This window comes from Streptomyces gilvus, from assembly GCF_022513565.1.
Taxonomy (GTDB): Bacteria; Actinomycetota; Actinomycetes; order Streptomycetales; family Streptomycetaceae; genus Streptomyces; species Streptomyces gilvus.
Genome location: NZ_JAKWBE010000012.1, coordinates 205,928 through 231,754 on the forward strand (window position 1 = coordinate 205,928; position 25,827 = coordinate 231,754).

Annotated in this window: 22 protein-coding genes; 17 read left to right on the plus strand and 5 right to left on the minus strand. The window is 69.9% G+C overall.

Translation table 11 applies throughout. The annotated features are described in order from the left end of the window. The first annotated feature begins 204 nt into the window (after nucleotides 1-204). From arc to prcA, 6 genes are all read left to right on the plus strand, one after another. On the plus strand, nucleotides 205-1,971 hold the full coding sequence (gene arc, locus MKW14_RS20495) for a proteasome ATPase (protein WP_240864297.1): 1,767 nt from the start codon (nucleotides 205-207) through the stop codon (nucleotides 1,969-1,971). A 246-nt stretch (nucleotides 1,972-2,217) separates the two neighbouring features. Next, nucleotides 2,218-3,729 carry a depupylase/deamidase Dop gene (gene dop, locus MKW14_RS20500; RefSeq protein ID WP_240864299.1) on the plus strand — a complete coding sequence of 504 codons (1,512 nt, stop codon included), beginning with the start codon at nucleotides 2,218-2,220 and terminating at the stop codon, nucleotides 3,727-3,729. 154 nt (nucleotides 3,730-3,883) lie between these two features. Beyond that, nucleotides 3,884-4,102 (plus strand): ubiquitin-like protein Pup, encoded by a 219-nt coding sequence (locus MKW14_RS20505; RefSeq protein ID WP_133045026.1) that lies wholly within the window; start codon nucleotides 3,884-3,886, stop codon nucleotides 4,100-4,102. Nucleotides 4,103-4,137: 35 nt separating this feature from the next. Next, nucleotides 4,138-4,728 carry an endonuclease VII domain-containing protein gene (locus MKW14_RS20510; protein ID WP_240864301.1) on the plus strand — a complete coding sequence of 197 codons (591 nt, stop codon included), beginning with the start codon at nucleotides 4,138-4,140 and terminating at the stop codon, nucleotides 4,726-4,728. Continuing rightward, a complete protein-coding gene (gene prcB, locus MKW14_RS20515; RefSeq protein WP_240864303.1) occupies nucleotides 4,680-5,525 on the plus strand; it encodes a proteasome subunit beta in 846 nt (281 codons plus the stop codon). The genes MKW14_RS20510 and prcB overlap by 49 nt, the downstream gene beginning before the upstream one ends. 61 nt (nucleotides 5,526-5,586) lie before the next feature. After that, entirely contained in the window at nucleotides 5,587-6,336 is a 750-nt protein-coding gene (prcA, locus tag MKW14_RS20520) for a proteasome subunit alpha (RefSeq protein WP_240864305.1), read from the plus strand. A 66-nt stretch (nucleotides 6,337-6,402) separates the two neighbouring features. Here the strand turns inward: prcA and MKW14_RS20525 are convergent, their stop codons facing one another. Further along, a complete protein-coding gene (locus MKW14_RS20525; RefSeq protein ID WP_240864307.1) occupies nucleotides 6,403-7,419 on the minus strand; it encodes a LacI family DNA-binding transcriptional regulator in 1,017 nt (338 codons plus the stop codon). 87 nt (nucleotides 7,420-7,506) lie between these two features. On the opposite strand from MKW14_RS20525, the gene MKW14_RS20530 reads away from it, so the two are divergent. The 11 genes from MKW14_RS20530 (at nucleotide 7,507) to MKW14_RS20580 (ending at nucleotide 18,956) form a co-directional block, all read left to right on the plus strand. Further along, complete coding sequence (locus MKW14_RS20530; protein WP_240864310.1) at nucleotides 7,507-8,766, plus strand: MFS transporter; 1,260 nt, start codon at nucleotides 7,507-7,509, stop codon at nucleotides 8,764-8,766. A gap of 9 nt (nucleotides 8,767-8,775) precedes the next feature. Beyond that, nucleotides 8,776-10,137 (plus strand): Pup--protein ligase, encoded by a 1,362-nt coding sequence (pafA, locus tag MKW14_RS20535; protein ID WP_240864312.1) that lies wholly within the window; start codon nucleotides 8,776-8,778, stop codon nucleotides 10,135-10,137. Nucleotides 10,138-10,264: 127 nt separating this feature from the next. Next, nucleotides 10,265-11,269, plus strand: coding sequence for an FKBP-type peptidyl-prolyl cis-trans isomerase (locus MKW14_RS20540; RefSeq protein WP_240864314.1), 1,005 nt, complete (start codon nucleotides 10,265-10,267; stop codon nucleotides 11,267-11,269). A 60-nt stretch (nucleotides 11,270-11,329) separates the two neighbouring features. Next, on the plus strand, nucleotides 11,330-11,701 hold the full coding sequence (locus MKW14_RS20545) for an FKBP-type peptidyl-prolyl cis-trans isomerase (protein WP_030945962.1): 372 nt from the start codon (nucleotides 11,330-11,332) through the stop codon (nucleotides 11,699-11,701). Between the two features lie 131 nt (nucleotides 11,702-11,832). Beyond that, nucleotides 11,833-12,786, plus strand: coding sequence for a helix-turn-helix transcriptional regulator (locus MKW14_RS20550; RefSeq protein WP_208781305.1), 954 nt, complete (start codon nucleotides 11,833-11,835; stop codon nucleotides 12,784-12,786). 19 nt (nucleotides 12,787-12,805) lie between these two features. Further along, on the plus strand, nucleotides 12,806-13,837 hold the full coding sequence (locus MKW14_RS20555) for a helix-turn-helix transcriptional regulator (RefSeq protein ID WP_240864316.1): 1,032 nt from the start codon (nucleotides 12,806-12,808) through the stop codon (nucleotides 13,835-13,837). A 114-nt stretch (nucleotides 13,838-13,951) separates the two neighbouring features. After that, nucleotides 13,952-14,242 carry a CpXC domain-containing protein gene (locus MKW14_RS20560; RefSeq protein WP_240864318.1) on the plus strand — a complete coding sequence of 97 codons (291 nt, stop codon included), beginning with the start codon at nucleotides 13,952-13,954 and terminating at the stop codon, nucleotides 14,240-14,242. A 20-nt stretch (nucleotides 14,243-14,262) separates the two neighbouring features. After that, nucleotides 14,263-14,457, plus strand: coding sequence for a hypothetical protein (locus MKW14_RS20565; RefSeq protein ID WP_208781302.1), 195 nt, complete (start codon nucleotides 14,263-14,265; stop codon nucleotides 14,455-14,457). 261 nt (nucleotides 14,458-14,718) lie between these two features. After that, nucleotides 14,719-15,006 carry a Sec-independent protein translocase subunit TatA gene (gene tatA, locus MKW14_RS20570; RefSeq protein ID WP_240864319.1) on the plus strand — a complete coding sequence of 96 codons (288 nt, stop codon included), beginning with the start codon at nucleotides 14,719-14,721 and terminating at the stop codon, nucleotides 15,004-15,006. Nucleotides 15,007-15,053: 47 nt separating this feature from the next. After that, on the plus strand, nucleotides 15,054-16,004 hold the full coding sequence (gene tatC / locus MKW14_RS20575; RefSeq protein WP_240864321.1) for a twin-arginine translocase subunit TatC: 951 nt from the start codon (nucleotides 15,054-15,056) through the stop codon (nucleotides 16,002-16,004). Nucleotides 16,005-16,094: 90 nt separating this feature from the next. After that, complete coding sequence (locus MKW14_RS20580; protein WP_240864323.1) at nucleotides 16,095-18,956, plus strand: DEAD/DEAH box helicase; 2,862 nt, start codon at nucleotides 16,095-16,097, stop codon at nucleotides 18,954-18,956. 95 nt (nucleotides 18,957-19,051) lie between these two features. On the opposite strand, the gene atzF is transcribed toward MKW14_RS20580, so the two are convergent. From atzF to MKW14_RS20600, 4 genes are read right to left on the minus strand one after another with little or no spacing between them, the layout of a single operon-like run. Then, nucleotides 19,052-20,704, minus strand: coding sequence for an allophanate hydrolase (gene atzF, locus MKW14_RS20585; protein ID WP_240864324.1), 1,653 nt, complete (start codon nucleotides 20,702-20,704; stop codon nucleotides 19,052-19,054). A 35-nt stretch (nucleotides 20,705-20,739) separates the two neighbouring features. Then, nucleotides 20,740-24,246, minus strand: a complete 3,507-nt coding sequence (locus MKW14_RS20590; RefSeq protein ID WP_240864325.1) for a 5-oxoprolinase/urea amidolyase family protein — start codon at nucleotides 24,244-24,246, stop codon at nucleotides 20,740-20,742. Next, nucleotides 24,243-24,869 carry an urea amidolyase associated protein UAAP2 gene (locus MKW14_RS20595; RefSeq protein WP_240864327.1) on the minus strand — a complete coding sequence of 209 codons (627 nt, stop codon included), beginning with the start codon at nucleotides 24,867-24,869 and terminating at the stop codon, nucleotides 24,243-24,245. Before MKW14_RS20595 ends, MKW14_RS20590 begins: the two co-directional genes overlap by 4 nt. After that, the gene (locus tag MKW14_RS20600; protein WP_240864329.1) at nucleotides 24,866-25,690 is read right to left on the minus strand and encodes an urea amidolyase associated protein UAAP1; all 825 of its coding nucleotides are present in this window, start codon (nucleotides 25,688-25,690) and stop codon (nucleotides 24,866-24,868) included. Before MKW14_RS20600 ends, MKW14_RS20595 begins: the two co-directional genes overlap by 4 nt. Nucleotides 25,691-25,827 lie beyond the last annotated feature (137 nt).

Here is a 25,827-nt window from a genome sequence, read left to right on the forward strand (position 1 = left end):
CCAGCTCTGACGGGTGTTGAACACTGTGACCCTACCTCCGGCAGCTTTCCAATCATGTTCGGTGGGTATTCCCCTGGCGTGAGGGAGAGCGCAAGGGTGAAGATCGGACACACCCCGACCGTCTTTGTGATCTAGGGGTTTCAATCGACACCCACCCAGGTAGGGTCTGGAAGCGTCCAGCTCCCCTTGGAGGAGGTGAGGACCGTGGCAGCCCACGACGACGACATGAACCGCGGCATCCGCCCGGGACGCGGGTCCGACGACCCGGCCGGGCAGATTGCCTACCTTGAGCAGGAGATCGCCGTCCTGCGACGCAAGCTCGCCGACTCTCCGCGACACACGAGGATTCTCGAAGAGCGGATCGTCGAGCTGCAGACCAACCTGGCCGGCGTGTCCGCCCAGAACGAGCGACTCGCCAACACGCTCCGTGAGGCCCGCGACCAGATCGTGGCCCTCAAGGAGGAGGTCGACCGGCTCGCACAGCCACCGGCCGGCTTCGGTGTCTTCCTCGCAGCGAACGAGGACGGCACGGCCGACATCTTCACCGGGGGCCGCAAGCTCCGGGTGAACGTCAGCCCCAGCGTCGACCTCGAAGAGCTCCGGCGCGGCCAGGAAGTGATGCTCAACGAAGCGCTCAACGTGGTCGAGGCCATGGAGTTCGAGCGCGTCGGGGACATCGTCACCCTCAAGGAGATCCTCGAGGACGGCGAGCGCGCCCTGGTGCTCGGGCACACCGACGAGGAACGGGTGGTACGGCTCGCCGAGCCGCTGCTGGACGTCACCATCCGCCCCGGCGACGCCCTGCTGCTCGAACCCCGATCCGGCTACGTCTACGAGATCGTTCCGAAGAGCGAGGTCGAGGAACTCGTCCTCGAAGAAGTACCCGACATCGGCTACGAGCAGATCGGCGGCCTCGGCGGCCAGATCGAAGCCATCCGCGACGCGGTCGAGCTGCCGTACCTCTACCCCGACCTGTTCAAGGAGCACGAACTGCGGCCGCCCAAGGGCGTCCTGCTGTACGGACCGCCCGGATGCGGCAAGACGCTCATCGCCAAGGCCGTCGCCAACTCGCTGGCCAAAAAGGTCGCCGAGGTCACCGGCCAGGCCCAGGGCAAGAGCTTCTTCCTCAACATCAAGGGCCCCGAGCTGCTGAACAAGTACGTCGGCGAGACCGAGCGGCAGATCCGCCTCGTCTTCCAGCGCGCCCGGGAAAAGGCCAGCGAGGGCACCCCCGTCATCGTCTTCTTCGACGAGATGGAATCCCTCTTCCGCACCCGCGGCTCCGGCGTCAGCTCGGACGTGGAGAACACCATCGTCCCCCAGCTGCTCGCCGAGATCGACGGTGTCGAAGGCCTGCAGAACGTGGTCGTCATCGGCGCCTCCAACCGCGAGGACATGATCGACCCCGCCATCCTGCGCCCCGGCCGCCTCGACGTGAAGATCAAGATCGAACGCCCGGACGCCGAAGCCGCCAAGGACATCTTCGGCAAGTACCTCACCGAACGCCTCCCCCTGCACGCCGACGACCTCGGCGAACACGGCGGAAGCAAGTCGACCACCGTCGAAAGCATGATCCAGACAGCCGTCGAGCACATGTACGCGGAATCCGAGGAAAACCGCTTCCTGGAGGTCACCTACGCCAACGGTGACAAGGAAGTCCTCTACTTCAAGGACTTCAACTCCGGCGCCATGATCGAGAACATCGTCGGCCGCGCCAAAAAGATGGCGATCAAGGACTTCCTCGACCACAACCAGAAGGGCCTCCGCGTCTCCCACCTCCTCCAGGCATGCGTGGACGAGTTCAAGGAGAACGAGGACCTGCCCAACACCACCAACCCGGACGACTGGGCCAGGATCTCCGGAAAGAAGGGCGAACGGATCGTCTACATCCGTACCCTCATCACCGGAAAGCAGGGCGCGGACACCGGACGCTCCATCGACACGGTGGCGAACACCGGTCAGTACCTGTAAACACAGGGCGGCTGCGGGTGCCCTCAACGGGGTACCCGCAGCCAACTGTTTTTCCGGCGAACGCTCGGAGTAAAAGGCGAGCAAGGCAATGACGCAAATGATCTCCCCACCAGCGCAAAGCCGTTCTAGGCTCTTCGGTACCGCCGAGTCGCGCAGTGCGGGGACGGGCACCGCACACGCACCGGAGCGCCAGCGGTACTTGAGCGGCGCCCCCGACCGAGGGCGCCGCCGGGCAAGGAGGGCCGCATGACCGTACGGCGAGTAATGGGCATCGAGACGGAGTACGGCATCTCCGTCCCCGGCCACCCCAACGCCAATGCCATGCTCACCTCGTCCCAGATCGTCAACGCCTACGCGGCGGCGATGCACCGGGCCCGCCGGGCCCGCTGGGACTTCGAGGAGGAGAACCCGCTGCGCGACGCACGGGGCTTCGACCTCGCACGCGAAGCCGCCGACGCCAGCCAGCTCACCGACGAGGACATCGGCCTCGCCAACGTGATCCTCACCAACGGCGCACGACTCTACGTCGACCACGCACACCCCGAATACAGCGCCCCCGAGGTCACCAACCCCCGCGACGCCGTCCTCTGGGACAAGGCCGGCGAACGGATCATGGCCGAGGCCGCCGAACGCGCGGCCCAGCTCCCCGGCGCCCAGCCGATCCACCTCTACAAGAACAACACCGACAACAAGGGCGCCTCCTACGGCACGCACGAGAACTACCTGATGAAACGGGAGACCCCCTTCTCGGACATCGTGCGCCACCTCACGCCCTTCTTCGTCTCCCGCCAGGTCGTCACCGGCGCCGGCCGCGTCGGCATCGGCCAGGACGGCCACGAACACGGCTTCCAGCTCAGCCAGCGCGCCGACTACTTCGAGGTCGAGGTCGGCCTGGAGACCACTCTCAAACGCCCCATCATCAACACCCGGGACGAGCCGCACGCCGACGCCGAGAAGTACCGCCGCCTGCACGTGATCATCGGCGACGCCAACCTCTCCGAGATCTCCACCTACCTGAAACTCGGCACGACCGCACTCGTCCTGTCCATGATCGAGGACGGCTTCATCGCCGTCGACCTGGCCGTGGACCAGCCCGTCCGCACCCTCCACCAGGTCTCCCACGACCCGACGCTCCAGCGCCTGGTCACCCTCCGCAGCGGCCGCACCCTGACCGCGGTCCAGCTCCAGATGGAGTACTACGAGCTGTCCCGCAAGTACGTCGAGGAGCGCTTCGGAGCCGACGCGGACGAACAGACCAAGGACGTCCTGGCCCGCTGGGAGGACACCCTCAACCGCCTGGAGAACGACCCGATGAGCCTGGCCGGCGAGCTGGACTGGGTCGCCAAACGGGAACTCATGGAGGGCTACCGGCGCCGTGACAGCCTCGACTGGGACGCCGCCAAGCTCCACCTCCTCGACCTGCAGTACGCCGACGTACGGGCCGAGAAGGGCCTCTACAACCGGCTGGCGGCCCGCGGACGCATCAAGCGGCTGCTGACCGAGGACGAGGTCGAGCAGGCCCGCACGAAGCCGCCGGAGGACACCCGCGCCTACTTCCGCGGACGCTGCCTCGAGCAGTACGCGGACGACGTCGCGGCCGCCTCCTGGGACTCCGTGATCTTCGACCTCCCGGGGCGGGACTCGCTCCAGCGCGTCCCAACCCTCGAACCGCTTCGCGGAACGCGAAATCACGTCAAGGAGCTCTTGGACCGCTGCCGCACGGCGGAAGACCTGGTCAGGGTGCTGTCGGGCGGCTGAGCGGGTACCCGGGCCGTCTCCGCCCGGCAGGGTGGAAAAGTCGGCACAAGGGAATCATCGAGGTGGTCCCCGTACGTTGAGGGAATGCGGGGCCGATGTCGGACCCTGCTTGTAGGGTCTGATCAAGAACGTCGAACCGAGCGGGGTGAGGGTTATGGCGACCAAGGACACCGGCGGCGGCCAGCAGAAGGCGACGCGCTCCACGGAAGAGGTCGAGGAGCAGGCGACAGAGGCGCAGGGCTCCGAGGACCTGAAGGAGCGCCACGAGAAGCTGAGCGACGACGTGGACTCCGTCCTGGACGAGATCGACGATGTCCTCGAGGAGAATGCAGAGGATTTCGTCCGTAGTTTCGTTCAGAAGGGCGGCCAGTAGCCTTCGAATCGAAGGTTGCGGGGGGAATTGGATCGGTGATCGAAGGTGACTCGAAGCGCTGCTCGCGGTGCAAGGAACCTAAGCCGCGAGCAGCCTTCGCAAGCAACAAGTCGGCTCGCGACGGGCTGCAGGCGTACTGCCGAAAATGCTGGGCGGAGTATCACCAGGAGCGGCAGCTAGCCAAGGGGAAGAAGATCCGCCCTCGGGTGGAGACCCCCGAGGGCCACAAGTTCTGCCGCAGTTGTGGCGAGATCAAGCCGCACAGCGAGTGGCATCGCAATGCGACTGCATCCGACGGTCTCTCGACGAGTTGTAAGGCGTGCAGGGCAAACAAGGCTCGCGCTGGACATCTGAAGCGGCAGTACGGCATCACCGAAGCCGAGCGTGACGCGTTGGTTGCCTCTCAAGGGGGCGTCTGCTGCATATGTTTGGCAGCTGTGCCGGAGCATGTGGATCACTGCCACAAGACGGGTAGGGTCCGAGGCGTACTGTGCTTCAGCTGCAATGCCGCACTGGGGCAGTTCAAGGATCGGCCCGATGCCATAAGGCGGGCTGCTGCTTATGTGGAAGGAATCGCGTGGAAGCCAACACTCGTAGCACCGGGCGTCTACCAGCTGCCTTCCTGACGCCTGGGTCGTCGTCGTTCATGGACTTCCTGTCCGAGCACCAGCCGGAGATGCTGCCGGGCAACCGGCGACTGCCCCCGACGCAGGGTGTGATCGAGGCGCCGCACGGGACGACGATCGTCGCCGTCACGTTCCCGGGCGGGGTCGTGCTCGCCGGTGACCGCCGGGCCACCATGGGCAATGTGATCGCCCAGCGCGACATCGAGAAGGTTTTCCCCGCCGACGAGTACTCGGCGGTCGGCATCGCCGGCACCGCCGGTCTCGCCGTCGAGATGGTCAAGCTGTTCCAGCTGGAGCTGGAGCACTTCGAGAAGGTCGAGGGCGCGCAGCTGTCCCTGGAGGGCAAGGCGAACCGACTGTCGACCATGATCCGTTCCAACCTCGGCATGGCCATGCAGGGCCTGGCCGTGGTCCCGCTCTTCGCCGGTTACGACGTGGACCGTGAGAAGGGCCGTATCTTCTCCTACGACGTGACGGGCGGCCGCAGTGAGGAGCACGGCTACGCGGCGACGGGCTCCGGTTCGATCTTCGCGCGCGGTGCCATGAAGAAGCTCTTCCGTGACGACCTGACCGAGGAGCAGGCCACCACCCTGGTGGTGCAGGCTCTGTACGACGCGGCAGACGACGACTCGGCGACCGGTGGTCCCGATGTCGCCCGCCGGATCTACCCGATCGTCACCGTGATCACCGAGGACGGTTTCCGTCGGCTCACCGAGGACGAGTCGTCCGAGATCGCCCGCTCGATCCTGGAGCGGCGCCTCGAGCAGCCCGACGGCCCGCGGGCCGCGCTGCTGTAGCGGCGGCCGGTTTCTTGTGAAGGTGATCCAGTTGACTTCGACAGAAAGGGACGGATAACCGGTGTCGACGCCGTTCTATGTCTCACCTCAGCAGGCCATGGCCGACCGGGCGGAGTACGCCCGCAAGGGCATCGCCCGTGGTCGCAGCCTGGTCGTGCTGCAGTACGCCGACGGCATCGTCTTCGTCGGCGAGAACCCGTCCCGTGCGCTGCACAAGTTCAGCGAGATCTACGACCGGATCGGTTTCGCGGCCGCCGGTAAGTACAACGAGTACGAGAATCTGCGGATCGGTGGTGTGCGGTATGCCGATCTTCGTGGTTACACCTATGACCGTGACGATGTGACCGCTCGTGGTCTGGCCAACGTCTATGCCCAGACGCTGGGCACGATCTTCTCCTCGGCGGGTGAGAAGCCGTACGAGGTGGAGCTGGTGGTGGCGGAGGTCGGTGAGACTCCGGACGGGGATCAGATCTATCGTCTGCCGCACGACGGTTCGATCGTGGACGAGCACGGTTCGGTCGCGGTCGGTGGCAACGCGGAGTTGATCAGCAACTACCTGGACCAGGAGCATCGGGAGGGCATGTCCCTCGCGGAGGGGCTGAAGCTGGCGGTGAAGGCCCTGTCGCGTGAGTCGAACGGGACGCAGCGGGAGATCCCGGCGGAGCGTCTCGAGGTGGCGGTGCTGGACCGTACGCGTCCGCAGGCCCGTAAGTTCAAGCGTATCGTCGGCCGTCAGTTGTCCCGGCTGCTGGAGGTGGACGGGGCGTCCACCGAGGCGGAGAGCAGCACGGAGGGCTCCGACGAGGAGTAGTCCGTTCCGCTCCGTTTCTCACCCCTTGTGTGCCCCGGCCGTCGACGCGGCCGGGGCACAGGGCGTTCAGGGGCCGCTGGGGGGCGCTGTGGAGCCTCGTACGACGAGATGGACGGGGATGTCGCCCGCGTCGGGTTCGTGGCCGTCCAGGACGGCCAGGAGGGCGCGCATGCCGTGCTCGCCGAACAGTTCGGCGTCCAGGTGGACGGTGGTGAGTTCGGGGTCGAGGGCGGTGGCGAGGGCGAGGTCGTCGAGGCCGGTGACCGAGAGGTCGTCGGGGACGCGCAGGCCGAGGCGTCGGGCGGCTTTGTAGGCGCCGGCGGCGAGTTTGTCGTCGTCGCAGACGAGGGCGGTGGGCCGGGGTCCGGGGGCGGAGAGGGCTGCTTCGGCGGCGGTGCGGGCGTCGTCGATGGTGATGGGTGCGCGGGCCGTGCGCAGGGTGGTGCCGGGCAGGGCGGCGAGGCGGGTGGCGAGTTCACGTGCGCGTACGTCGAAGGTCCAGGAGGGCACGTCGGCGGCCAGGTGGAGGAAGTGCCGGTGGCCGAGGTTCAGGAGGTGGTCGGCGATCTGGCGTACGCCGTCGGTGATGTCGAGGTTGACGGTGGCGGCGCCCAGGCTGCCCTCGGGGTCGCTGTCGAGCATCACCAGGGGGAGTTGGTCGCCGCGGATGGCGCTGAGGGCGTCGGCGGCCATGGAGGAGGCGATGACGCCGTCGAGGGCTGCCTGGGCGGAGGCGAAGGGGTCTTTGGCCGGGCCGATGCCTTGGGGGGAGGGGTAGAGGACGACGCCGAAGCCGTGGTCGGCTGCTACGCGTGCGGCGCCGGTGTAGACGCCGGCGAAGAACTCGTTGGTGAGGGCCGGGACGACGAGGAGGACGGTGCGGGTGCGGCCGAGGCGCAGGTTGCGGGCGGCGAGGTTGGGCCGGTACCCGAGTTCGCGGGCGGCCTCTCGTACTCGCTCCGCGGTGGCTTCGGACACGCGTCCGCGCCATTTGTCGCCGAGGACGAGTGAGACGGCTGCCTGGGAGACTCCGGCCGCTTGTGCGACGTCACGGCTGGTGGGGCGCGTGCCGTTGCGTGCCACCGTGGGTCGCTCCTTCTGTCTGGACGGGTGAACAGCGCTCATGGTACGTATGAGCGACGGGGTTATACGTAACACTTGGAGGCGGGCATGGCCGAGGGATACCTGGAGATCCTCAGGGCGAGGCACGCGGCGCGCCTTCTCGTGGGCACGCTGGTGGGCCGGCTGCCCAATGCCACGGCCGCGATCGCGATCGTGCTGTTCGTGCGCGCGGAGGGCGGCACGTACGGCCTCGCGGGCGGGCTGGCGGCCGTGTACGGCGTCGCCAACGCGGTCGGGCAGCCGGTGTTGGGGCGGCTCGTGGACCTGCACGGGCAGCCGCGCGTCCAGCTGCCCGCCGTGCTCGCCTCGGCCCTCGCCATGGCAGGGTTCGCCGTCACGGGCACCCATCCCCTTCCGCTCGCCTACGCGTGCGTGGCGGCCGCCGGGCTGCTGACGCCGCCCCTGGAGGGCGGTCTGCGGGCTCTGTGGCCCTCGGTGCTGGGCCGGGAGGAGCAGGTGCACACGGCGTACGCGATGGACGCGGTGGCGCAGGAAGTGATGTTCACGGTGGGCCCATTGTTGGTGACGCTCTGTGTCTCCCTGTGGTCGGCCGAGGCGGCGCTGCTGATCGTGAACGCCGTCGGTGTGCTCGGCGCCCTGTCCGTGGTCGTGTCGCCGCCCTCACGTGCGTGGCGCTCGGCGCCGCGTGAGGCGCACTGGCTGGGCGCCCTGCGCTCTCCGGGGCTGCTGGCCCTGCTGGGCGCGCTGCTGTTCGTGGGCATGGCGCTGGGCTCGATCACGGTGGCCTCGGTGCCGTACGCGGACGACCACGGCGGTGACGCGGTGTACGGCTGGCTGATGGCCGCTCTCGGGCTGGGTGCGCTGATCGGCGGCACCGTGTACGGGGCGCGGCGGTGGACGGGCGAGCCGGCCCGGCGACTGCGGGTGCTGGTGGCGCTTCTGGCGGTGTGTTATCTGCCGCTGACGTTCATGCCGGGTGCGGTCGCCATGGTGCTGCTCACCGTGCTGGCGGGGGTGTTCCTGGCGCCCTGCGTTGCCTGCGCGTTCGTCCTGGTCGACCGGCACGCGCCGAGCGGGACGGTCACGGAGGCGTTCTCCTGGCTGGTGACGACGTTCACTGTCGGCGCCTCGGTCGGAACGGGCCTCGCGGGCCCGGTCGTCGAGGCGGGTGGGGCCCTGTGGGGGTTCGTCGTGCCCGGTGTCGCGGGGGGTGTGTCGTTGCTGGTTCTGCTGGCCACCGGGAGGGTCCTCGCAGCTCCCGCCGGGCGGGCGGTCGTTGCGGCTTCATCGGAAAATGATCCAAACCGTGCGGCCGAACCCCGTTTCAGTTCAGGGGATCGGGCGTAATGTTCACTCATGGACCGCCGCATTTTCGGGCTGGAGAACGAGTACGGCGTCACATGTACGTTCAGGGGACAGCGCCGCCTGTCTCCCGACGAGGTGGCGCGGTACCTCTTCCGCCGTGTCGTGTCATGGGGCCGCAGCAGCAATGTCTTTCTGCGAAACGGCGCCCGCCTCTATCTCGACGTGGGCTCACATCCGGAATACGCGACACCCGAATGTGACAACGTGACCGAACTGGTCACCCACGACAAGGCCGGCGAACGCATTCTGGAAGGACTCCTGGTAGACGCCGAACGACGCCTGCACGAGGAAGGAATCGCGGGCGACGTCTACCTCTTCAAGAACAACACCGACTCGGCCGGCAACTCCTACGGCTGCCACGAGAACTATCTCGTCGCCCGGCACGGGGAGTTCTCCCGGCTGGCGGACATCCTCATCCCGTTCCTGGTCACGCGGCAGCTGCTGTGCGGGGCGGGCAAGGTGCTGCAGACCCCGCGCGGGGCCGTCTATTGCGTCAGCCAGCGCGCGGAGCACATCTGGGAGGGCGTGTCCTCGGCGACGACCCGTTCGAGGCCGATCATCAACACCCGCGACGAACCGCACGCGGACGCCGAGCGTTACCGCCGGCTGCACGTCATCGTGGGCGACTCGAACATGTCCGAGACGACCATGCTGCTCAAGGTCGGCGCCACCGACCTGGTGCTGCGCATGATCGAGGCGGGCACCGTGATGCGCGACCTGACCCTGGAGAACCCGATCCGGGCGATCCGTGAGGTCAGCCACGACATCACCGGCCGGCGCAAGGTGCGCCTGGCCAGCGGCCGCGAGGCCTCCGCCCTGGAGGTGCAGCGGGAGTACTACGAGAAGGCCGTGGACTTCTGCGAGCGCCGCGGCATCCGCACCGGCACCGTCGAGCAGGTCCTGGAGCTGTGGGGCCGCACGCTGGACGCGATCGAGGCGGAGGACCTCGACCGGATCGGCACCGAGATCGACTGGGTGATGAAGTACAAGCTCATCGAGCGGTACCGGGCCAAGCACAACATGACCATGTCCCATCCGCGGGTCGCGCAGATAGACCTCGCCTACCACGACATCCACCGTCGTCGTGGCCTGTACTACCTGCTCGAGAAGAAGGGCCAGGCGGCCCGTATCTGCAACGACTTGAAGATCTTCGAGGGCAAGTCCGTTCCGCCGCAGACCACTCGGGCCCGGCTGCGCGGCGACTTCATCCGCCGGGCTCAGGAACAGCGCCGGGACTTCACCGTCGACTGGGTCCATCTCAAGCTCAACGACCAGGCCCACCGCACGGTGTTGTGCAAGGACCCGTTCCGGTCGGTGGACGACCGGGTGGAGAAGCTCATCGCCGGAATGTGAGCAACCCGTTCCGGTGAACACCGGAACGCAACACGGGCGCCGCACGTTTTCCGTGCGGCGCCCTTCTCACGCCGTAGAGTTGCGCGCACGCCAATCAACCAAGATCGATCGATACGAGGCCCCCACCGTGCGCCGACGCTCCCTACTCATCGCCGTACCCGCAGGACTGGTCACGCTCGCCGGATGCGGCGACGACAACAAGTCCGACTCGAGCAAGGCGAGCGACAGCGCGTCGCCCTCCGCGCAGGCCACGTCCGCCGCGCCGCCGCCGAAGATCGTCGACGGGCCGCTGCCGGCCATCACGGCGGGCACGGCGTTCGGCACGAAGCCGACGGTCGCCAAGGGCAGCGGCGAGCCCTCGAAGCAGCTGGCCGTGAAGACGGTGATCGCGGGCAGCGGCAAGACCGTCGCGGAGAACGACTACATCCAGGCCCACTACCTCGGCCAGATCTGGGACACCGCGAAGGTCTTCGACAACTCCTACGACCGTAAGACCCCGCTGCTGATCCAGCTCGCCCAGGGCAGCATCATCGACGGCTGGCGCTACGCCCTGGCCGGCAAGAAGGTCGGCAGCCGCGTCCTGTTCTCGGTGCCCCCCACCTGGGGGTACGGCACGACGGGGAACGCGCAGGCCGGCATCAAGGGGACGGACACGCTGGTCTTCGTCGCCGACATCCAGGGAGCGTTCAACGCGACCAGCTCCGCCAAGGGCGCCGACGTCCCGCAGAGCGATCCCAAGCTGCCGAAGGTCGGCACCAACACCGACGGCAAGGCCCCCTCGATCGACATTCCCAAGGCGACCGCGCCGACGGGGCTGGTGGCGAAGTACGTCATCGAGGGCGACGGAGACGTGGTCGGCGCGAAGGACACCGTGCTCGTGCAGTACAAGGGCGTGGTGTGGGACAGCGGCAAGGAGTTCGACTCGACGTACAGCCGCAAGGCGCTGACGTCGTTCTCGCTGCAGCAGGTCGTCAAGGGCTGGGCGCAGGGTCTGACCGGCAAGAAGGTCGGCAGCCGCGTCCTGATCGTCATCCCGCCGAAGCTGGGCTACGGTGACAACCCGCCGGCGGGCAGTGGGCTGAAGAAGGACTCGGTGCTGGTGTTCTCGGTGGACGTCCTGGCCAAGATGTGATGCGCCGGTGATGTAAGACTGTGCGTGTTGCCTTTCCGCAGACAAGCAGGAGCTAGAGACGTGAGCATCGAGAAGCCCGAGATCGACTTCCCGGGCGGCGAGCCCCCGGCGGACCTCGAGATCAAGGACATCTGGGAGGGCGACGGCGCGGTGGCGCAGGCGGGCCAGACCGTCACCGTCCACTACGTGGGCGTCGCCTTCAGCACCGGCGAGGAGTTCGACGCGAGCTGGAACCGCGGCACCCCCTTCCGCTTCCCGCTGGGCGGCGGCCGGGTCATCAAGGGCTGGGACCTGGGCGTGCAGGGCATGAAGGTCGGCGGCCGCCGTCAGCTGACCATCCCGGCGCACCTCGCCTACGGCAACCAGAGCCCGACCCCGGCGATCAAGCCGGGCGAGACCCTGATCTTCGTGGTGGACCTGGTCGCCGTCTGACCGTCGGATCCGACCGGACCCGATCACCTGGGGCCCATGCCTGCTCGGGCATGGGCCCTCGGCTTTTGCCACGCCACTTCGGGGCGGTACGGTCATCGTCGTAAAGGACCATAGGGAGGCGAAGGGCGTCGATGGCCATTGCCAAGGCCGAGCGGCTGATGAACCTGGCGCTGTGCCTGCTCGGGACGCGGCGGCCGCTGAGCAAGCGTGAGCTGCGCGAGTCCATCGAGGCCTATCTGGAGGCCAATTCGGAGGACGCCTTCAGCCGCATGTTCGAGCGGGACAAGGACGACCTGCGTGAACTCGGCCTGGTCATCGAGACGGTGGAGAACCTCGACGGCGAGACCGGCTACCTCGCCCGCCGCGACAGCAACCGTCTGCCGCCCATCACGCTGGACGCCGAGGAGGCGGCTGCCCTCGGTCTCGCCGCCAAGGTGTGGCAGCAGGCGCGGCTCGCCGGCGCGGCCAGCGGAGCCCTGCAGAAGCTGCGCGCGGCGGGACTGCCCGAGGACGTCGACCCGTACGAGGCCCACGGCGCCCTGGAGCCGCGCATCCCTGTCCACGAGGCCGCGTTCGAGCCGTTGATGCTGGCCTGCCGCGACCGCCGGCCGGTCGTCTTCGACTACCGCAAGGCGAACGCCGCCCACCCCGAGCCCCGGCACGTGGAGCCCTGGGCGCTGGAGTGCTGGCGCGGCCACTGGTATCTGGCCGGTTTCGACCGCGACCGGGGTGCCGAGCGGGTCTTCCGCCTGTCGCGGATCACCGGCAAGGTCCGCAGCCGCAGCGGGCGGTTCACCGCCGAGATCCCCGATGTCGTCACCGTCCGCGAGACGGTCGCGAGCTGGGCGGGGGAGACCGCCGACCGCTCCGCGCTGATCCGGCTGCGCGCGGACGCCGGGTACCCCCTTCGGGCGAAGGCCACCTCGGTGCGGGAACTCGGCGACGGGTGGGACGAGTTGGAGATTCCGTACGGGCACGGGCTGGACGCCTGGCTGGTGGAGTTCGGTCCGGACGTGGTGGTCCTGGAGCCGGCCGAGTTGCGGGCGGACGTCGTGGACCGGCTGCGGGCCGTGGCCAAGGGCTGAGGGGGAGCGGAGCAGGACAGTGGCAGGCAAACCGGTCAGGCCCGTCAACGCCATCGACCAGACCCGGCGGATGCTCTCCCTGGTGACGTATCTGAAGGAGCGCCCCGGGGCCAGGGTCGAGGACGTGGCGCGCGCCTTCGGCATCACCGAGGACGAGCTGGTCTCCGACCTCGACGTGCTGCCCATGTGCGGCACCAGCTTCCGCGGCGGCGATCTCCTCGACATCGACACCGACGGCGAGCGCATCTGGTGGCACAACCCGGCCGCCCTCGGGGAGGAGACCGCGGAGCCGCTGCGTCTGGCCGCCGACGAGGCGACCGCGCTGCTCGTGGCCGCCCGCGCGGTGTCCACGCTGCCGGGTCTGCGTGAGGGGGACCGGCAGGCGCTGCTGCGGGCCACCGCCAAGGTGGAGGCCGCGGCGGGTGAGGCGGCCGGCGCCAGCGCCCGCCTCTCGGTGACCTTCGAGGCGGAGGGCGGGGTCTTCGCGGACGTCGACCGGGCGATTGCCGAGCGGCGGCGGCTGTGGATCCGTTACTACTCGCCGGCCCGTGACGAGGTCACCGAGCGGGAGATCGACCCCATCCGCCTGGTCAGCGTCGGGCACACCTATGTGGAGGCCTGGTGCCGGCGCTCCGAGGCGCGCCGCACCTTCCGGCTCGACCGGGTCGCCGAGATCAAGATCCTGGACGAGCCGTCCGCGCCGCCCGAGATAGAGCTCAGGGACCTGTCCGAGGGGCTGGTCCAGCCGGCCGCCGAGGACCCGGAGGTCGTCGTCGAGGTCGGCCCGGGCGGCCGCTGGGTCGCCGAGTACTACCCGCACGACAGCGCCGATGAGCTTGCCGACGGCGGGCTGCGTATTACCCTGCGCACCCCCGACCCCGCGTCGCTGCGGCGGCTGGCGCTGCGGCTGGGCCGTGACGGCCGGATCGTCTCCCCGCCCGACCTCGCCGCCAGCGCCCGCCGGGCGGCCCGTGAGGCGCTCGCGGCGTACGACGGGGTCGAGGCGCGGGGCACGGATCAGGAGCACTCGGTTCACGACCGTCGGGAGTGAGCCGGAGGACGCCGGTGCCCGGGGGCGAGCGCCCGCGGGGCTGGGCACGGTCGCCCCTCGGCTCCGGCCGAGGCGCTCCGGACGCGAACGACCAGGGAAGAGGGAGCAAGGGCTGTGAGCGAGTCGTCGGTGTCGGATGTGCGGGGCATGTCGGTGGCGGCCGCCTTCGCCGGGATGAGAAGTGTGGCCCCGGTGGTGTTCAAGGCGGGCTGCCCGGACTGCCGGGGCAGCTTCGAGCTCACCGCCAACGCCCTCAGACTGGCCATCGGCGCCAGCAGCCGCTCCACGTTCTACTCCTTCACCTGCCCGGACTGCGGAGCCGCGGTCCGCAAGCCGGCCGGGGAGCGGATCGTGGAACTGCTCACCGGCGGCGGGGTCAGGACCCTGCGGCTGCACACGCCGTAGAGAGGTCTAGTCTCGGCGTCATGTTCTGGCCGATGTTCGCGGTAGCCATGGGTTTTCTGGGTCTCGCCGTCCTGGGGGTGTTCGCCGTCCGGGTCTTCGTGGAGGCACAGCGTCTGGGCAGGCAGGTCAGCGACTCGGCGCGGCGGATCAACCGGGCCGCCGAGGACCTGGAGCGGGCCGCGGTGAGCACCGCGCGGGCCGTGGACTCCCTGTGAGTCCCGCTGCGCGAGCCATGTGAGTCCTGCGCCGCAGGCGGTTTGGGTCACTTCGACCTGTCACCGGAGCCACAGTGACGGGTACGCTGCTGGTCGCGGCCCGGAGAACGAGGCCCGGACCGCGGACCGGGAGTACGCACGGGGATTGCCTCACGTTTACCCCTGAGCGTTACGATCGCTGTCAACACGATCGATCGGACATGTGTCCGACCGGTCGGACAGCACCCCACCCCAGCCGCCTCGGTGAGAAGGTAAAGACTTATGTTCGGAAGGCTCGGCGCCCCCGAGATCATTCTCATCCTCGTCGTCATCGTCCTGCTGTTCGGCGCGAAGAAGCTTCCCGACATGGCGCGCTCGCTCGGCAAGTCCGCCCGCATCCTCAAGAGCGAGGCGAAGGCGATGAAGGAGGAGGGCAACACCCCGGCCACCCCGGCCGGCCCGCCGAACACCGGCGAGCAGCCCCCCGCTCAGCGCACCATCCAGGCCGCCCCTGGCGACGTGACCAGCTCGCGCCCGGTCACCGAGCCGACGGACTCCACCAAGGCCTGATGCAGGGCCGGACACCTCCGGCCTGCCGCACGAGATGAGGACGTGGGTTGCCCAAGTCTGCCCGCAAACAGGAGAAGGATCCCGAGGGGCGGATGCCCCTTGCGGACCACCTTCGTGAGCTGCGCAACCGGCTCGCGAAGGCGATGCTGGCCATCGTCGTGATCACGATCGTCGCCGCCTTCTTCTACAACGACATCATCAACTTCCTCACCAAGCCGGTCCTCGACTCGGTCGGGTGCGGGGAGACCTTCGAGCAGCTGGCCAAGTCCAAGTCCAGCTCTCACCCGTGCGCCCAGATCACGATCAACGGTCTGCTGGCGCCCTTCACGCTGGCCCTGCAGGTGTCCCTCATGGCCGGCGTGGTGTTCGCCTCGCCGATCTGGCTGTACCAGCTGTGGGCCTTCGTCGCGCCCGGACTGCACCGGCACGAGAAGAAGTACGCCTACGCGTTCGTCGGCACCGGCGTCCCGCTGTTCTTCGGCGGCGCCTTCTTCGCGTACAAGGTCCTGCCGACCACGGCGAAGGTGCTCATCGACTTCACCCCGCACGGCGTGAGCAACCTGCTCCCGCTCGACGACCTGCTCCAGCTCGTCACCCGCATGGTGATCGTCTTCGGGCTCTCCTTCGAGCTTCCCCTGCTGCTGATCATGCTCAACCTCACCGGGGTGCTCAGCGGCCAGCGGATGCTCGGCTGGTGGCGGGCGATGATCCTGGGCATCACGGTCTTCGCGGCGGTCGCGACGCCCAGCACGGACCCACTGTCGATGCTGGCCCTGGCCGGACCGATCTGGGTGCTGTACTTCGGCGCGGTCGTGTTCTCGATCTTCAACGACAAGCGCAAGCGCCGTCGTGAGGAGATGGGCCCCGCCGACGACGAGGCCTCCGACCTGGACCTCACCCCCGAGGACATCGGCGAGGTCGAGACCGTCTCGGCCAGCCGGGCACTGCCCGAGCAGGCCACCACGGACCGGGTCAATGGCTACGACGACGTGACCTGAGCGCCCGCTCGTCGAGCGCGGTCCGAGAGGTGCCCACCGTCCACCGGGACGAGGGCACCTCTCGGTGTTTGACGGCCAAGGTTCCGGATAATGATCGTCCTGTTGTCAGTGGGGCCCGGTACGCTCGAAAGCACGATGACAGAGGACCTCTCACCGGCCGAGCGGTACGCGGCTGCCCGTAGGCGCGCTGCCGAGCAGGCCACCGCGCTCGCCTCCTTCCGCGAGATGTACGACTTCGGCCTGGACCCCTTCCAGATCGAGGCCTGCCAGGCACTCGAAGCGGGCAAGGGCGTGCTGGTCGCCGCGCCCACCGGCTCCGGCAAGACGATCGTGGGCGAGTTCGCCGTCCACCTCGCCCTCCAGCAGGGCAAGAAGTGCTTCTACACGACACCCATCAAGGCGCTGTCGAACCAGAAGTACGCCGACCTGTGCCGCCGCTACGGAGCGGACAAGGTCGGCCTGCTCACCGGCGACAACAGCGTCAACTCCGAGGCGCCGGTGGTCGTGATGACCACCGAGGTCCTCAGGAACATGCTGTACGCCGGCTCCCAGACCCTCCTCGGCCTCGGCCACGTGGTCATGGACGAGGTGCACTACCTCTCCGACCGCTTCCGCGGAGCGGTGTGGGAAGAGGTGATCATCCACCTCCCCGAGTCGGTGACCCTGGTCTCGCTCTCCGCGACCGTCTCCAACGCCGAGGAGTTCGGCGACTGGCTGGACACCGTCCGCGGCGACACCGAGGTGATCGTCTCCGAGCACCGGCCCGTGCCGCTGTTCCAGCACGTGCTGGCCGGCCGCCGGATGTACGACCTCTTCGAGGAGGGCGAGGGCAGCAAGAAGGCCGTCAACCCCGACCTCACGCGTCTGGCCCGCATGGAGGCGAGCCGGCCGTCGTACCAGGACCGCAGGCGTGGCCGCGCCATGCGCGAGGCGGACCGGGAGCGGGAGCGCCGCCAGCGCTCGCGGGTGTGGACGCCGGGGCGTCCCGAGGTCATCGAGCGGCTCGACGCCGAGGGCCTGCTGCCTGCCATCACCTTCATCTTCAGCCGCGCGGCCTGCGAGGCGGCCGTACAGCAGTGCCTGTACGCCGGCCTCCGGCTCAACGACGACGAGGCGCGGGAGAAGGTGCGTGCGCTCGTCGAGGAGCGCACCGCGTCCATCCCGACCGAGGATCTGCACGTCCTCGGGTACTACGAGTGGCTGGAGGGCCTGGAGCGGGGCATAGCGGCCCATCACGCGGGCATGCTGCCGACGTTCAAGGAGGTCGTCGAGGAACTGTTCGTCCGCGGCCTGGTGAAGGCCGTGTTCGCCACGGAGACGCTCGCGCTCGGCATCAACATGCCCGCGCGCTCGGTGGTGCTGGAGAAGCTCGTCAAGTGGAACGGCGAGCAGCACGCCGACATCACGCCCGGCGAGTACACCCAGTTGACGGGCCGGGCCGGCCGGCGGGGCATCGACGTCGAGGGCCACGCCGTCGTGCTGTGGCAGCGCGGGATGAGCCCCGAGCACCTGGCGGGCCTCGCGGGCACGCGCACCTATCCGCTGCGCTCCAGCTTCAAGCCGTCGTACAACATGGCCGTCAACCTGGTGGAGCAGTTCGGGCGGCACCGCTCCCGCGAGCTGCTGGAGACGTCGTTCGCGCAGTTCCAGGCCGACAAGTCGGTCGTCGGGATCTCCCGTCAGGTGCAGCGCAACGAGGAGGGCCTGGATGGCTACAAGGCCTCCATGACCTGCCACCTCGGCGACTTCGAGGAGTACGCCCGCCTGCGGCGCGAACTGAAGGACCGCGAGACCGAGTTGGCCCGGCAGGGAGCGGCGGATCGGCGCGCGGAGGCCGCGGTGGCGCTGGAGAAGCTCAAGCCGGGCGACGTCATCCACGTGCCGACCGGCAAGTACGCCGGTCTGGCCCTGGTACTGGACCCCGGACTGCCGGCCGGACGGTCCAACGGGCACCGCGGCTTCGAACACCACGACGGGCCGCGACCGCTGGTGCTGACCGCCGAGCGGCAGGTCAAGCGACTGGCGTCGATGGACTTCCCGGTGCCCGTCGAGGCGCTGGAGCGGATGCGGATCCCCAAGTCCTTCAACCCGCGCTCGCCCCAGTCACGTCGGGACCTCGCCTCCGCGCTGCGCACCAAGGCCGGGCACATCCCGCCGGAGCGCGCGCGCAAGAAGCGCTCGCAGGCCGCCGACGACCGGGAGATCGCGCGCCTGCGCACCGCCATCAGGGCGCATTCCTGCCATGGGTGCAGCGAGCGCGAGGACCACGCGCGATGGGCCGAGCGGTACCACCGGCTGCTGCGGGACACCTCGCAGCTGGAGCGGCGCATCGAAGGCCGCACGAACACGATCGCGCGGACCTTCGACCGCATCGTGGCGCTGCTGACCGAGCTGGACTACCTGCGCGGCGACGAGGTCACCGAGCACGGCAAGCGGCTGGCACGGCTGTACGGCGAGCTCGATCTGCTGGCCAGTGAGTGCCTGCGGGAGGGCGTCTGGGAAGGACTCGGTCCCGAGGAGCTCGCGGCCTGTGTCTCGGCGCTGGTGTACGAGGCGCGGGTCGGGGACGACGCGATGGCGCCGAAGCTGCCGTCGGGCAAGGCCAAGGCCGCGCTCGGCGAGATGGTGCGGATCTGGGGGCGGCTGGACGCGCTCGAGGAGGACTTCCGGATCACGCAGACCGAGGGGGTCGGGCAGCGCGAGCCGGACCTCGGCTTCGCCTGGGCCGCGTACATGTGGGCCTCCGGGAAGGGGCTGGACGAGGTGCTGCGGGAGGCGGAGATGCCGGCGGGCGACTTCGTGCGGTGGTGCAAGCAGGTGATCGACGTGCTGGGGCAGATCTCGGCCGCGGCCCCTGTCTCCGGTGGCGAGGGGGCCACGGTCGCGAAGAATGCGCGTAAGGCTGTTGATCTGTTGCTGCGGGGGGTTGTGGCCTACTCGTCGGTGGGGTGACGGTTCGTTGGCGGGTGCGGGGTTCATTGTGGCTGGTCGCGCCCACGCGGCGGCCGCAGATTCAACACAGCCCCGCGCCCCCAAGGGCGTTGCCGTCACCGTCTGTTCAGATAGGAGCGCCAGCTTCCGTAGGACGTGATGTCCTCGGCGTCGGCCAATGCGCCTGGTTCGCAGAGGAAGCCGGGAACCCGGGTTCCGTCCGAGAGTTCTATGCTCCCCAGCGCCATGGGGCGGGGGAGTGTCGTCAGCAGTTGGCCCAGCCCTTCTGCCGGTAGGCGCCACACCTCCGTTTCGATCTCGGCGCCGCCCTCGCCCGCATGCACAAGACCCGGCTTCGGTGGGTCCGTCGGCAGGGCGTGCAGGCGGTAGACCGGGGCCGTCGTGGTGGTGCGGTCCAAGCGGGCGCCCAGGGACAGGAGTTGGGGGTTGAGGGGCTGGCCCGTCAGGTGGGCGCCGACTACCGCCACCCGGGTTTCCGGCTGGAGTGAGGCGGCGACCCTCGCCAGGCGTTCGTCCGTGAAGGCCGGGCCGATCAGCATCACGCCGAAGGGGAGGCCGTTCACCGAGCCTGCCGGGACGGCGACCGCGGCCAGGTCGAAGAGGTTCGTGGAGTTGGTGAAGCGGCCCAGGCGGGCGTTGGAGGCGAGGGGGGCGGCGGCGACTTCGGTGAGGGTCGGGTGGCCCGGGGTCGTGGGAAGGAGGAGGGCGTCCGCGTCGGAGAGTTCGGCGAGGGCGCGGGAGCGGAGGGCGGCCAGGCGGTCGAGGTCGGCGTAGAGCTGGTGGGCGGGGATGTCCCGGGCGCGGGTGATGATGCCGGCGACCGTGGGGTCCAGGCCCTCGATGCCGTCGGCTGACGCCTTGTCGACAAATCTCCCCACCGCTGTGTAGCGCTCGGCGACGAAGGCGCCCTCGTACAGCATCGCGGCGGCCTCGGTGAAGGGCGTCAGGTCCAGGGTGCGTACGTCGGCGCCCGTGGAGCACAGTCGGTCCACAACCGCCTCGTACGCCTGCGCCCAGCCCTCGTCCAGTTCGCCGAGTCGGTCGGGTGCCGGGACCGCGATGCGCCAGGGGCCCGGGGTGCGCTGGGGGAGGGCGGGGAGTTCGCGGGCCGGTGGGGAGGTCATGAATGCCAGGGCCTGTTCGGCCTCCGGGAGGGTGCGGGCGAAGACCGTCACGCAGTCGAGGGAGGCGCAGGCGGGGACCACGCCCTCCGTGGGGACCAGGCCGCGGGTCGGTTTGAGGCCGACGATGCCGTTGAAGGCGGCCGGGACCCGGCCCGAGCCCGCCGTGTCGGTGCCGAGGGCGAGATCCACGATGCCGAGGGCCACCGCGACCGCCGAGCCGGAGCTGGAGCCGCCGCTGATGCGGGACGGGTCGTGGGCGTTGCGTACCGCGCCGTAGGGGGAGCGGGTGCCGACCAGGCCGGTCGCGAACTGGTCCAGGTTCGTCGTGCCCAGCACGATCGCGCCGGCCGCGCGGAGCCGGGCGACGACCGGGGCGTCGGTCTCCGGGTGGTACGCGTACGCCGGGCAGCCCGCGGTGGTGGGCAGGCCGGCCACGTCGATGTTGCCCTTGACGGCGAACAGGCGTCCGGCGAGCGGGAGTCGGGCGCCGGAGGCGGTGCGGGCGTCGATGGTCCGCGCTTCCGCCTCGACCTCCTCCCGGGGGCGCAGGTCGATCCAGATCTCGGGGCGGTCCACGGCCTCGATGCGGGCGTAGGCGGCGCGGACTCGGGTGAGAGCGGACATGGTCGGTGCCTCCTTCGGTTCGTCGGCCGGAGCGTTCAGTTCGTCGCCGGGGCCAGGACCAGCAGTGCCGTCCCCGCCTCCACCTGGTCGCCGGGCCTGGCCAGGATCTCGGCCACCACACCGGCCATCGGCGCGTGCACCCTGGACTCCATCTTCATCGCCTCCAGGGCGAGCAGCGGCTGCCCGGCCGTCACCTCGTCTCCGGGCCGCACGTTCAACTGCCAGACGGAGGCGGCGAATTCGGCCTCCACGAGACGGCCTCCGGCCGGGACCGTCACCTCGGCCGGGGCGGCCGCGGGTGCGGAGGCCGCTTCGGCGCGCGCGAACTCGCCCGCCGCCTCCCACGCGTCCCGCTCCGCCGCGAAGGCCGTCTGCTGCCGGTCCCTGAACTCCCGTATGGATTCGGCGTTGTCGGCGAGGAAGGCCTGGTACTCGGCGAGCGAGAAGGTGCCCTCCTCGATGCGCGGCACGAAACGGCCGGACGTGATGTCGGCACGCAGGTCGAGGAGTTCGTCCGCGTCCACCGGATACCACTTGATCCGGTCGAAGAAGCGCAGCAGCCAGGGCGACCCGGGCTCGAACGCGCCGCGCTGCTGCCATCCCGACCACACCTGGGTCGTACGGCCCACGAACTGGTAGCCGCCGGGCCCCTCCATGCCGTAGACGCACAGGTAGGCGCCGCCGATGCCGACGGAGTTCTCGGCGGTCCAGGTCCGGGCCGGGTTGTACTTCGTGGTCACCAGGCGGTGCCGGGGGTCCAGCGGGGTGGCCACGGGGGCGCCCAGGTAGACGTCTCCCAGGCCGAGTACGAGGTATTCGGCGGCGAAGACCGTGTCGTGGACGTCGTGCACCGAGTCCAGGCCGTTGACGCGGCGGATGAACTCGATGTTCCAGGGGCACCAGGGGGCGTCGTCGCGGACGCCCGCCATGTAACGGGCGATCGCCTCGCGGGTCGCCGGGTCGTCCCAGGAGAGGGGGAGGTGGACGGTGCGGGAGGGGACGACGAGTTCGTCGGTGGGCGGGAGGGTGGCCGTGATCTCCCGTACGGCGGCGAGGAGTTCGTGCTGGGGCAGGCGCGTGGGGTCGGTCTGGATCTGGAGGGAGCGGATGCCGGGGGTGAGGTCCGTGATGCCCTCGGGGCCGTCGGCGGCCACCGCCTCCATCAGGGCGTGCACCCGCATGCGCAGCGCCAGGTCCAGCTGCATGGGGCCGAACTCGACGAGCAGGTTGTCGTCGCCGCTGCGGCGGTACGTCACGTCGCCGTCGCGGGCGAGGATGCCGCCGTCCACGATCTCCGGGCGGGCCGAGCCGTCCACGGTCACCGGCGCGAAGCGCACCGTGTCGCCCGGCCGCAGCTGGCCGAGCTTCCAGCGCTCGCCGCTCAGCACCGTCGCCGGGCACACGAACCCGCCGAGGGACGGGCCGTCCGGGCCGAGCAGCACCGGCATGTCGCCGGTGTAGTCGACGGCGCCGACCGAGTACGGGGTGTCGTGGATGTTGGACGGGTGCAGGCCCGCCTCGCCGCCGTCGGTTCGGGCCCAGCGGGGCTTGGGGCCGACCAGACGGACGCCGGTGCGGGCGGAGTTGAAGTGGACCTTCCAGTCGGCGGCGTAGAAGTCGCGGATGTCATCCTCGGTGAAGAACTCCGGTGCCGCGTGCGGGCCTTCGACGGCGCCGATGCGCCAGTCGGCCGTGAAGTCCGGGCGGTCGGTGACCGGGGCTGCCTCGGTGACCGTCCCTCCGTGCAGGACGTCGCCCGTCCTGAGCGCCCTGCCGCCGTGGCCGCCGAAGCGGCCGAGGGTGAAGGTGCTCGCGCTGCCCAGGAAGGCCGGGACGTCGAGGCCGCCGGCGAACAGGACGTAGGTCCGCAGGCCGTGTCGTTCGGGTGCGGCGACCTCCAGTACGGCGCCCGCCGGCACGGTCACCGGCTCCCACTGCCCGACCGGGGCGCCGTCGACCGTGACGGGGGCCGGGGCGCCGGTCACGCAGACGGTCGTCGGGTGCGTGAACCGCAACGACGGTCCCCGCAAGGTGCATTCGAGGCCGGGGGCGCCCTCCTCGTTGCCCAGCGCCCGGTTGCCGAGCCGGAAGGACCGGTCGTCCATGGGGCCGCTCGGCGGCACGCCGACCTGCCAGTAGCCGGTGCGGCCCGGCCAGTCCTGGACGGTGGTGAGGGTGCCGGCGGCGACGACCTCGATGCGCGGGGTCGGGTCGCTCACCGAGGCGAGCGTGGCCGTGGAGTGCCGGGCCGCCCTGAACCCCTCGTCCTTCAGGGCCGCGCGGACCAGTCCCAGGTTGGTCTCGATGCCGTCGACGCGGGTGCGGGCCAGCGCCTCGTGCAGCCGGCGCAGCGCGTGGGCGCGATCGGGGCCGTACGCGATCACCTTGGCGAGCATCGGGTCGTACGACGTCGTCACCTCGGTACCCGTCTCCACCCAGCCGTCGACGCGAACCCCCGAAGGGAACTCGACCCTGGTCAGCAGGCCCGCGCTGGGCCGGTGTTCGCGCGAGGGGTCCTCGGCGTAGAGGCGGGCCTCGACGGCGTGGCCGCGCGGCGGGCCGGGTTCGCGCACGACGTCGCGTTCGCCGCGGGCCAGGCGCAGCATCCAGGCGACCAGGTCGACGCCGTAGATCTCCTCGGTGACCGGATGTTCCACCTGGAGGCGGGTGTTGACCTCCAGGAAGGAGGCCTCCTCGCGCGCGGCGTCGTACACGAACTCGACGGTTCCGGCGGAGCGGTAGCCGACGGAGGCGCACAGATCGCGTGCGGAGGAGGTGAGGTGCGCGCGGACGTGTGGGGGCAGGCCGGGGGCCGGGGCCTCCTCCAGGACCTTCTGGTTGCGGCGCTGGAGGGAGCAGTCGCGGTCGCCGAAGGTGACCACCCGGCCCTCGCCGTCGCCGAAGACCTGCACCTCGACATGGCGGGCGTGCTCCACCAGGCGCTCCAGGAATACGCCGGCCGAGGAGAAGGAGGCGGCGGCCACGCGCTGCACCCGGTCCCAGGCGTCGGTCAGTTCCCCCGCCGATCGACATGCCGACATACCGATTCCGCCACCGCCGCCGGTCGCCTTGAGCATGACCGGGTAGCCGATGGCGGCCGCCTCGCTCAGCGCCTCCTCCAGCGATCCCAGCAGCCCCGTCCCCGGTGCCAGCGGCACGCCCGCCGCCTCGGCGGCCGCCCGGGCGGTGTGCTTGGCGCCGAACAGCTCCAGCTGCTCCGGCGTCGGGCCGACGAAGACGATCCCGGCCTCCTCGCACCGCCGGGCGAACAGGGCGTCCTCGGAGAGGAAGCCGTAGCCGGGGTGGATGGCGCCCGCGCCGGTGTCCTTGGCCGCCCTGAGCACCAGGTCGGCGTCGAGGTAGGACTCCTTCGCGGGCGCCGGGCCGAGCCGCACCGCCTCGTCGGCGAGCCGGACGTGGGGTGCCGAGCGGTCCGGGTCGGAGTACACGGCGACGGTGCGCAGACCGAGTTCGCGGGCGGTGCGGATGATCCGGACCGCGATCTCGCCGCGGTTGGCGACCAGCAGCGTGTCGAAGGTCATCGGACGGCTCCGGCGATCGTCATCTCCACCGCCGTCGGCTCGAAGCCGTTGCAGGGGTTGTTGATCTGGGGGCAGTTGGAGACGAGGACCAGGACGTCCCGCTCGGCGCGCAGGGTCAGCTTCAGGCCCGGGGCCGAGATGCCGTCGACGATGCCGAGGGTGCCGTCCTTCTCGACCGGCACGTTCATGTACCAGTTGATGTTGGAGACCAGGTCCCGCTTGCCGAGGCCGTGCTTGGCCCCCTCGGCGAGGAAGTTGTCCACGCACGCGTGCTGCGACCAGGTGTGGTGGCCGTAGCGGAGGGTGTTCGACTCCTTGGAGCAGGCGCCGCCGACCGTGTCGTGCCGGCCCACCTCGTCCTCGACCACCGTCATCAGCGGTGTGTACTCGTTGCTCATGAGCACGCTGCCCGTGGTCAGGAAGATGCCGCCCTGCGACTGGACGGTGTCGGGGGCGCTGTAGCGGACCGAGGTGTCGTGGGCGTCGTACGCCAGGAAGTCGACGGCCTGGTTGCCGTGCAGGTCGGTGATGGTCAGCGTCTGGCCGGTGCGGATCACGGACGACCAGGCCGCCCGGGCCGCGACGACGGTCGTGTGGACGGGTGTCGGCGTGCTCGTGGTCATGCGAGCCCCCTCGCGGCGAGGAATTCGGCGGTGTTCAGGAAGGCGCGACGGCCCTCGGGAGTGGCCTCCCACAGGGGGGCGCCCGGCGCGGTCGGTGCCGCGCGCCAGGCCAGGACCTCCAGCGGGGTGCTGACGTACTCCTCCCGGGGGTCGGCGGGGTGCGGCACGTTGGCGATCAGCACGGTGAGGTCCTGCTCGGCGCGCAGGGTGACGCTTCCGCCGGGACCGGTCGAGCCGGTGAAGTCGAGGGCGCCGTCGTCGCGGATCTCGACGCCCTGGAAGAAGGAGAGGGACGGGGGGAGATCGCGGGGTTCCAGGCCGTTCTTCGCGGCCGCCAGCTTGAACAGCTCGCGGCCGGCGGGGGAGTCGGACTGCGGGGTGCCGTCGCCGTAGCGGCCGGTGTTGCGGGCGAGGGTGGAGGTTCCGCACAGGGCGTCGTGGCGGTGGGAGGTGTCGGCGATCACCGACGCGAGCACCCGGCCCTGGTCGGACAGCAGCAGCCGGCCCTCGCCGAGGTAGGCGTTCCACTGCACCTTCACCGTGTCGGCCACGTTCAGCCGCTCCCAGGGGCGGTCGGCGACGTACAGCAGCAGATGGGCGCAGGCGTCGCCGCGCAGGTCGGTCAGGCGCAGCTCGGTGCCCCGGGCCAGCACAAGGTGCGTGTAGTTGCCGCCCGCCACCGTCTCGGCCCACACCAGATGGCCGGCCTCGCAGGGCGGGCTCGGCCAGTCGGCGGCCGGGACGACGGGCATGGTCTCGGCACGGGCGCCCTCCTGGGCGCGCGCGTGGTCGCGGGCTCCGTATGTGGTCGCTGTCGCCATCGCGGGACCTCCGGCTCCGGGATCGTCTCTTGCGGGTCGTGCTGTTCCGGTCATTTCTGTCGCTCGACAGAAATTAGGAGGCGGCCGGGTCGCCGGGATTGCCCGCGCGTTGCCGGTCGGTTACCGAGCCCTCACCA

Excerpts from the sequence above, each read along its gene's own strand:
- tatA (WP_240864319.1), top strand. The coding sequence starts at position 14,719 with ATGTTCGGAAGGCTCGGCGCCCCCGAGATCATTCTCATCCTCGTCGTC.
- pafA (WP_240864312.1), top strand. The coding sequence starts at position 8,776 with ATGGACCGCCGCATTTTCGGGCTGGAGAACGAGTACGGCGTCACATGT.
- MKW14_RS20600 (WP_240864329.1), bottom strand. The coding sequence starts at position 25,690 with ATGGCGACAGCGACCACATACGGAGCCCGCGACCACGCGCGCGCCCAG.
- MKW14_RS20565 (WP_208781302.1), top strand. The coding sequence starts at position 14,263 with ATGTTCTGGCCGATGTTCGCGGTAGCCATGGGTTTTCTGGGTCTCGCC.
- MKW14_RS20580 (WP_240864323.1), top strand. The coding sequence starts at position 16,095 with ATGATCGTCCTGTTGTCAGTGGGGCCCGGTACGCTCGAAAGCACGATG.
- atzF (WP_240864324.1), bottom strand. The coding sequence starts at position 20,704 with ATGTCCGCTCTCACCCGAGTCCGCGCCGCCTACGCCCGCATCGAGGCC.
- MKW14_RS20550 (WP_208781305.1), top strand. The coding sequence starts at position 11,833 with ATGGCCATTGCCAAGGCCGAGCGGCTGATGAACCTGGCGCTGTGCCTG.
- dop (WP_240864299.1), top strand. The coding sequence starts at position 2,218 with ATGACCGTACGGCGAGTAATGGGCATCGAGACGGAGTACGGCATCTCC.
- MKW14_RS20505 (WP_133045026.1), top strand. The coding sequence starts at position 3,884 with ATGGCGACCAAGGACACCGGCGGCGGCCAGCAGAAGGCGACGCGCTCC.
- MKW14_RS20595 (WP_240864327.1), bottom strand. The coding sequence starts at position 24,869 with ATGACCACGAGCACGCCGACACCCGTCCACACGACCGTCGTCGCGGCC.
- MKW14_RS20590 (WP_240864325.1), bottom strand. The coding sequence starts at position 24,246 with ATGACCTTCGACACGCTGCTGGTCGCCAACCGCGGCGAGATCGCGGTC.
- MKW14_RS20530 (WP_240864310.1), top strand. The coding sequence starts at position 7,507 with ATGGCCGAGGGATACCTGGAGATCCTCAGGGCGAGGCACGCGGCGCGC.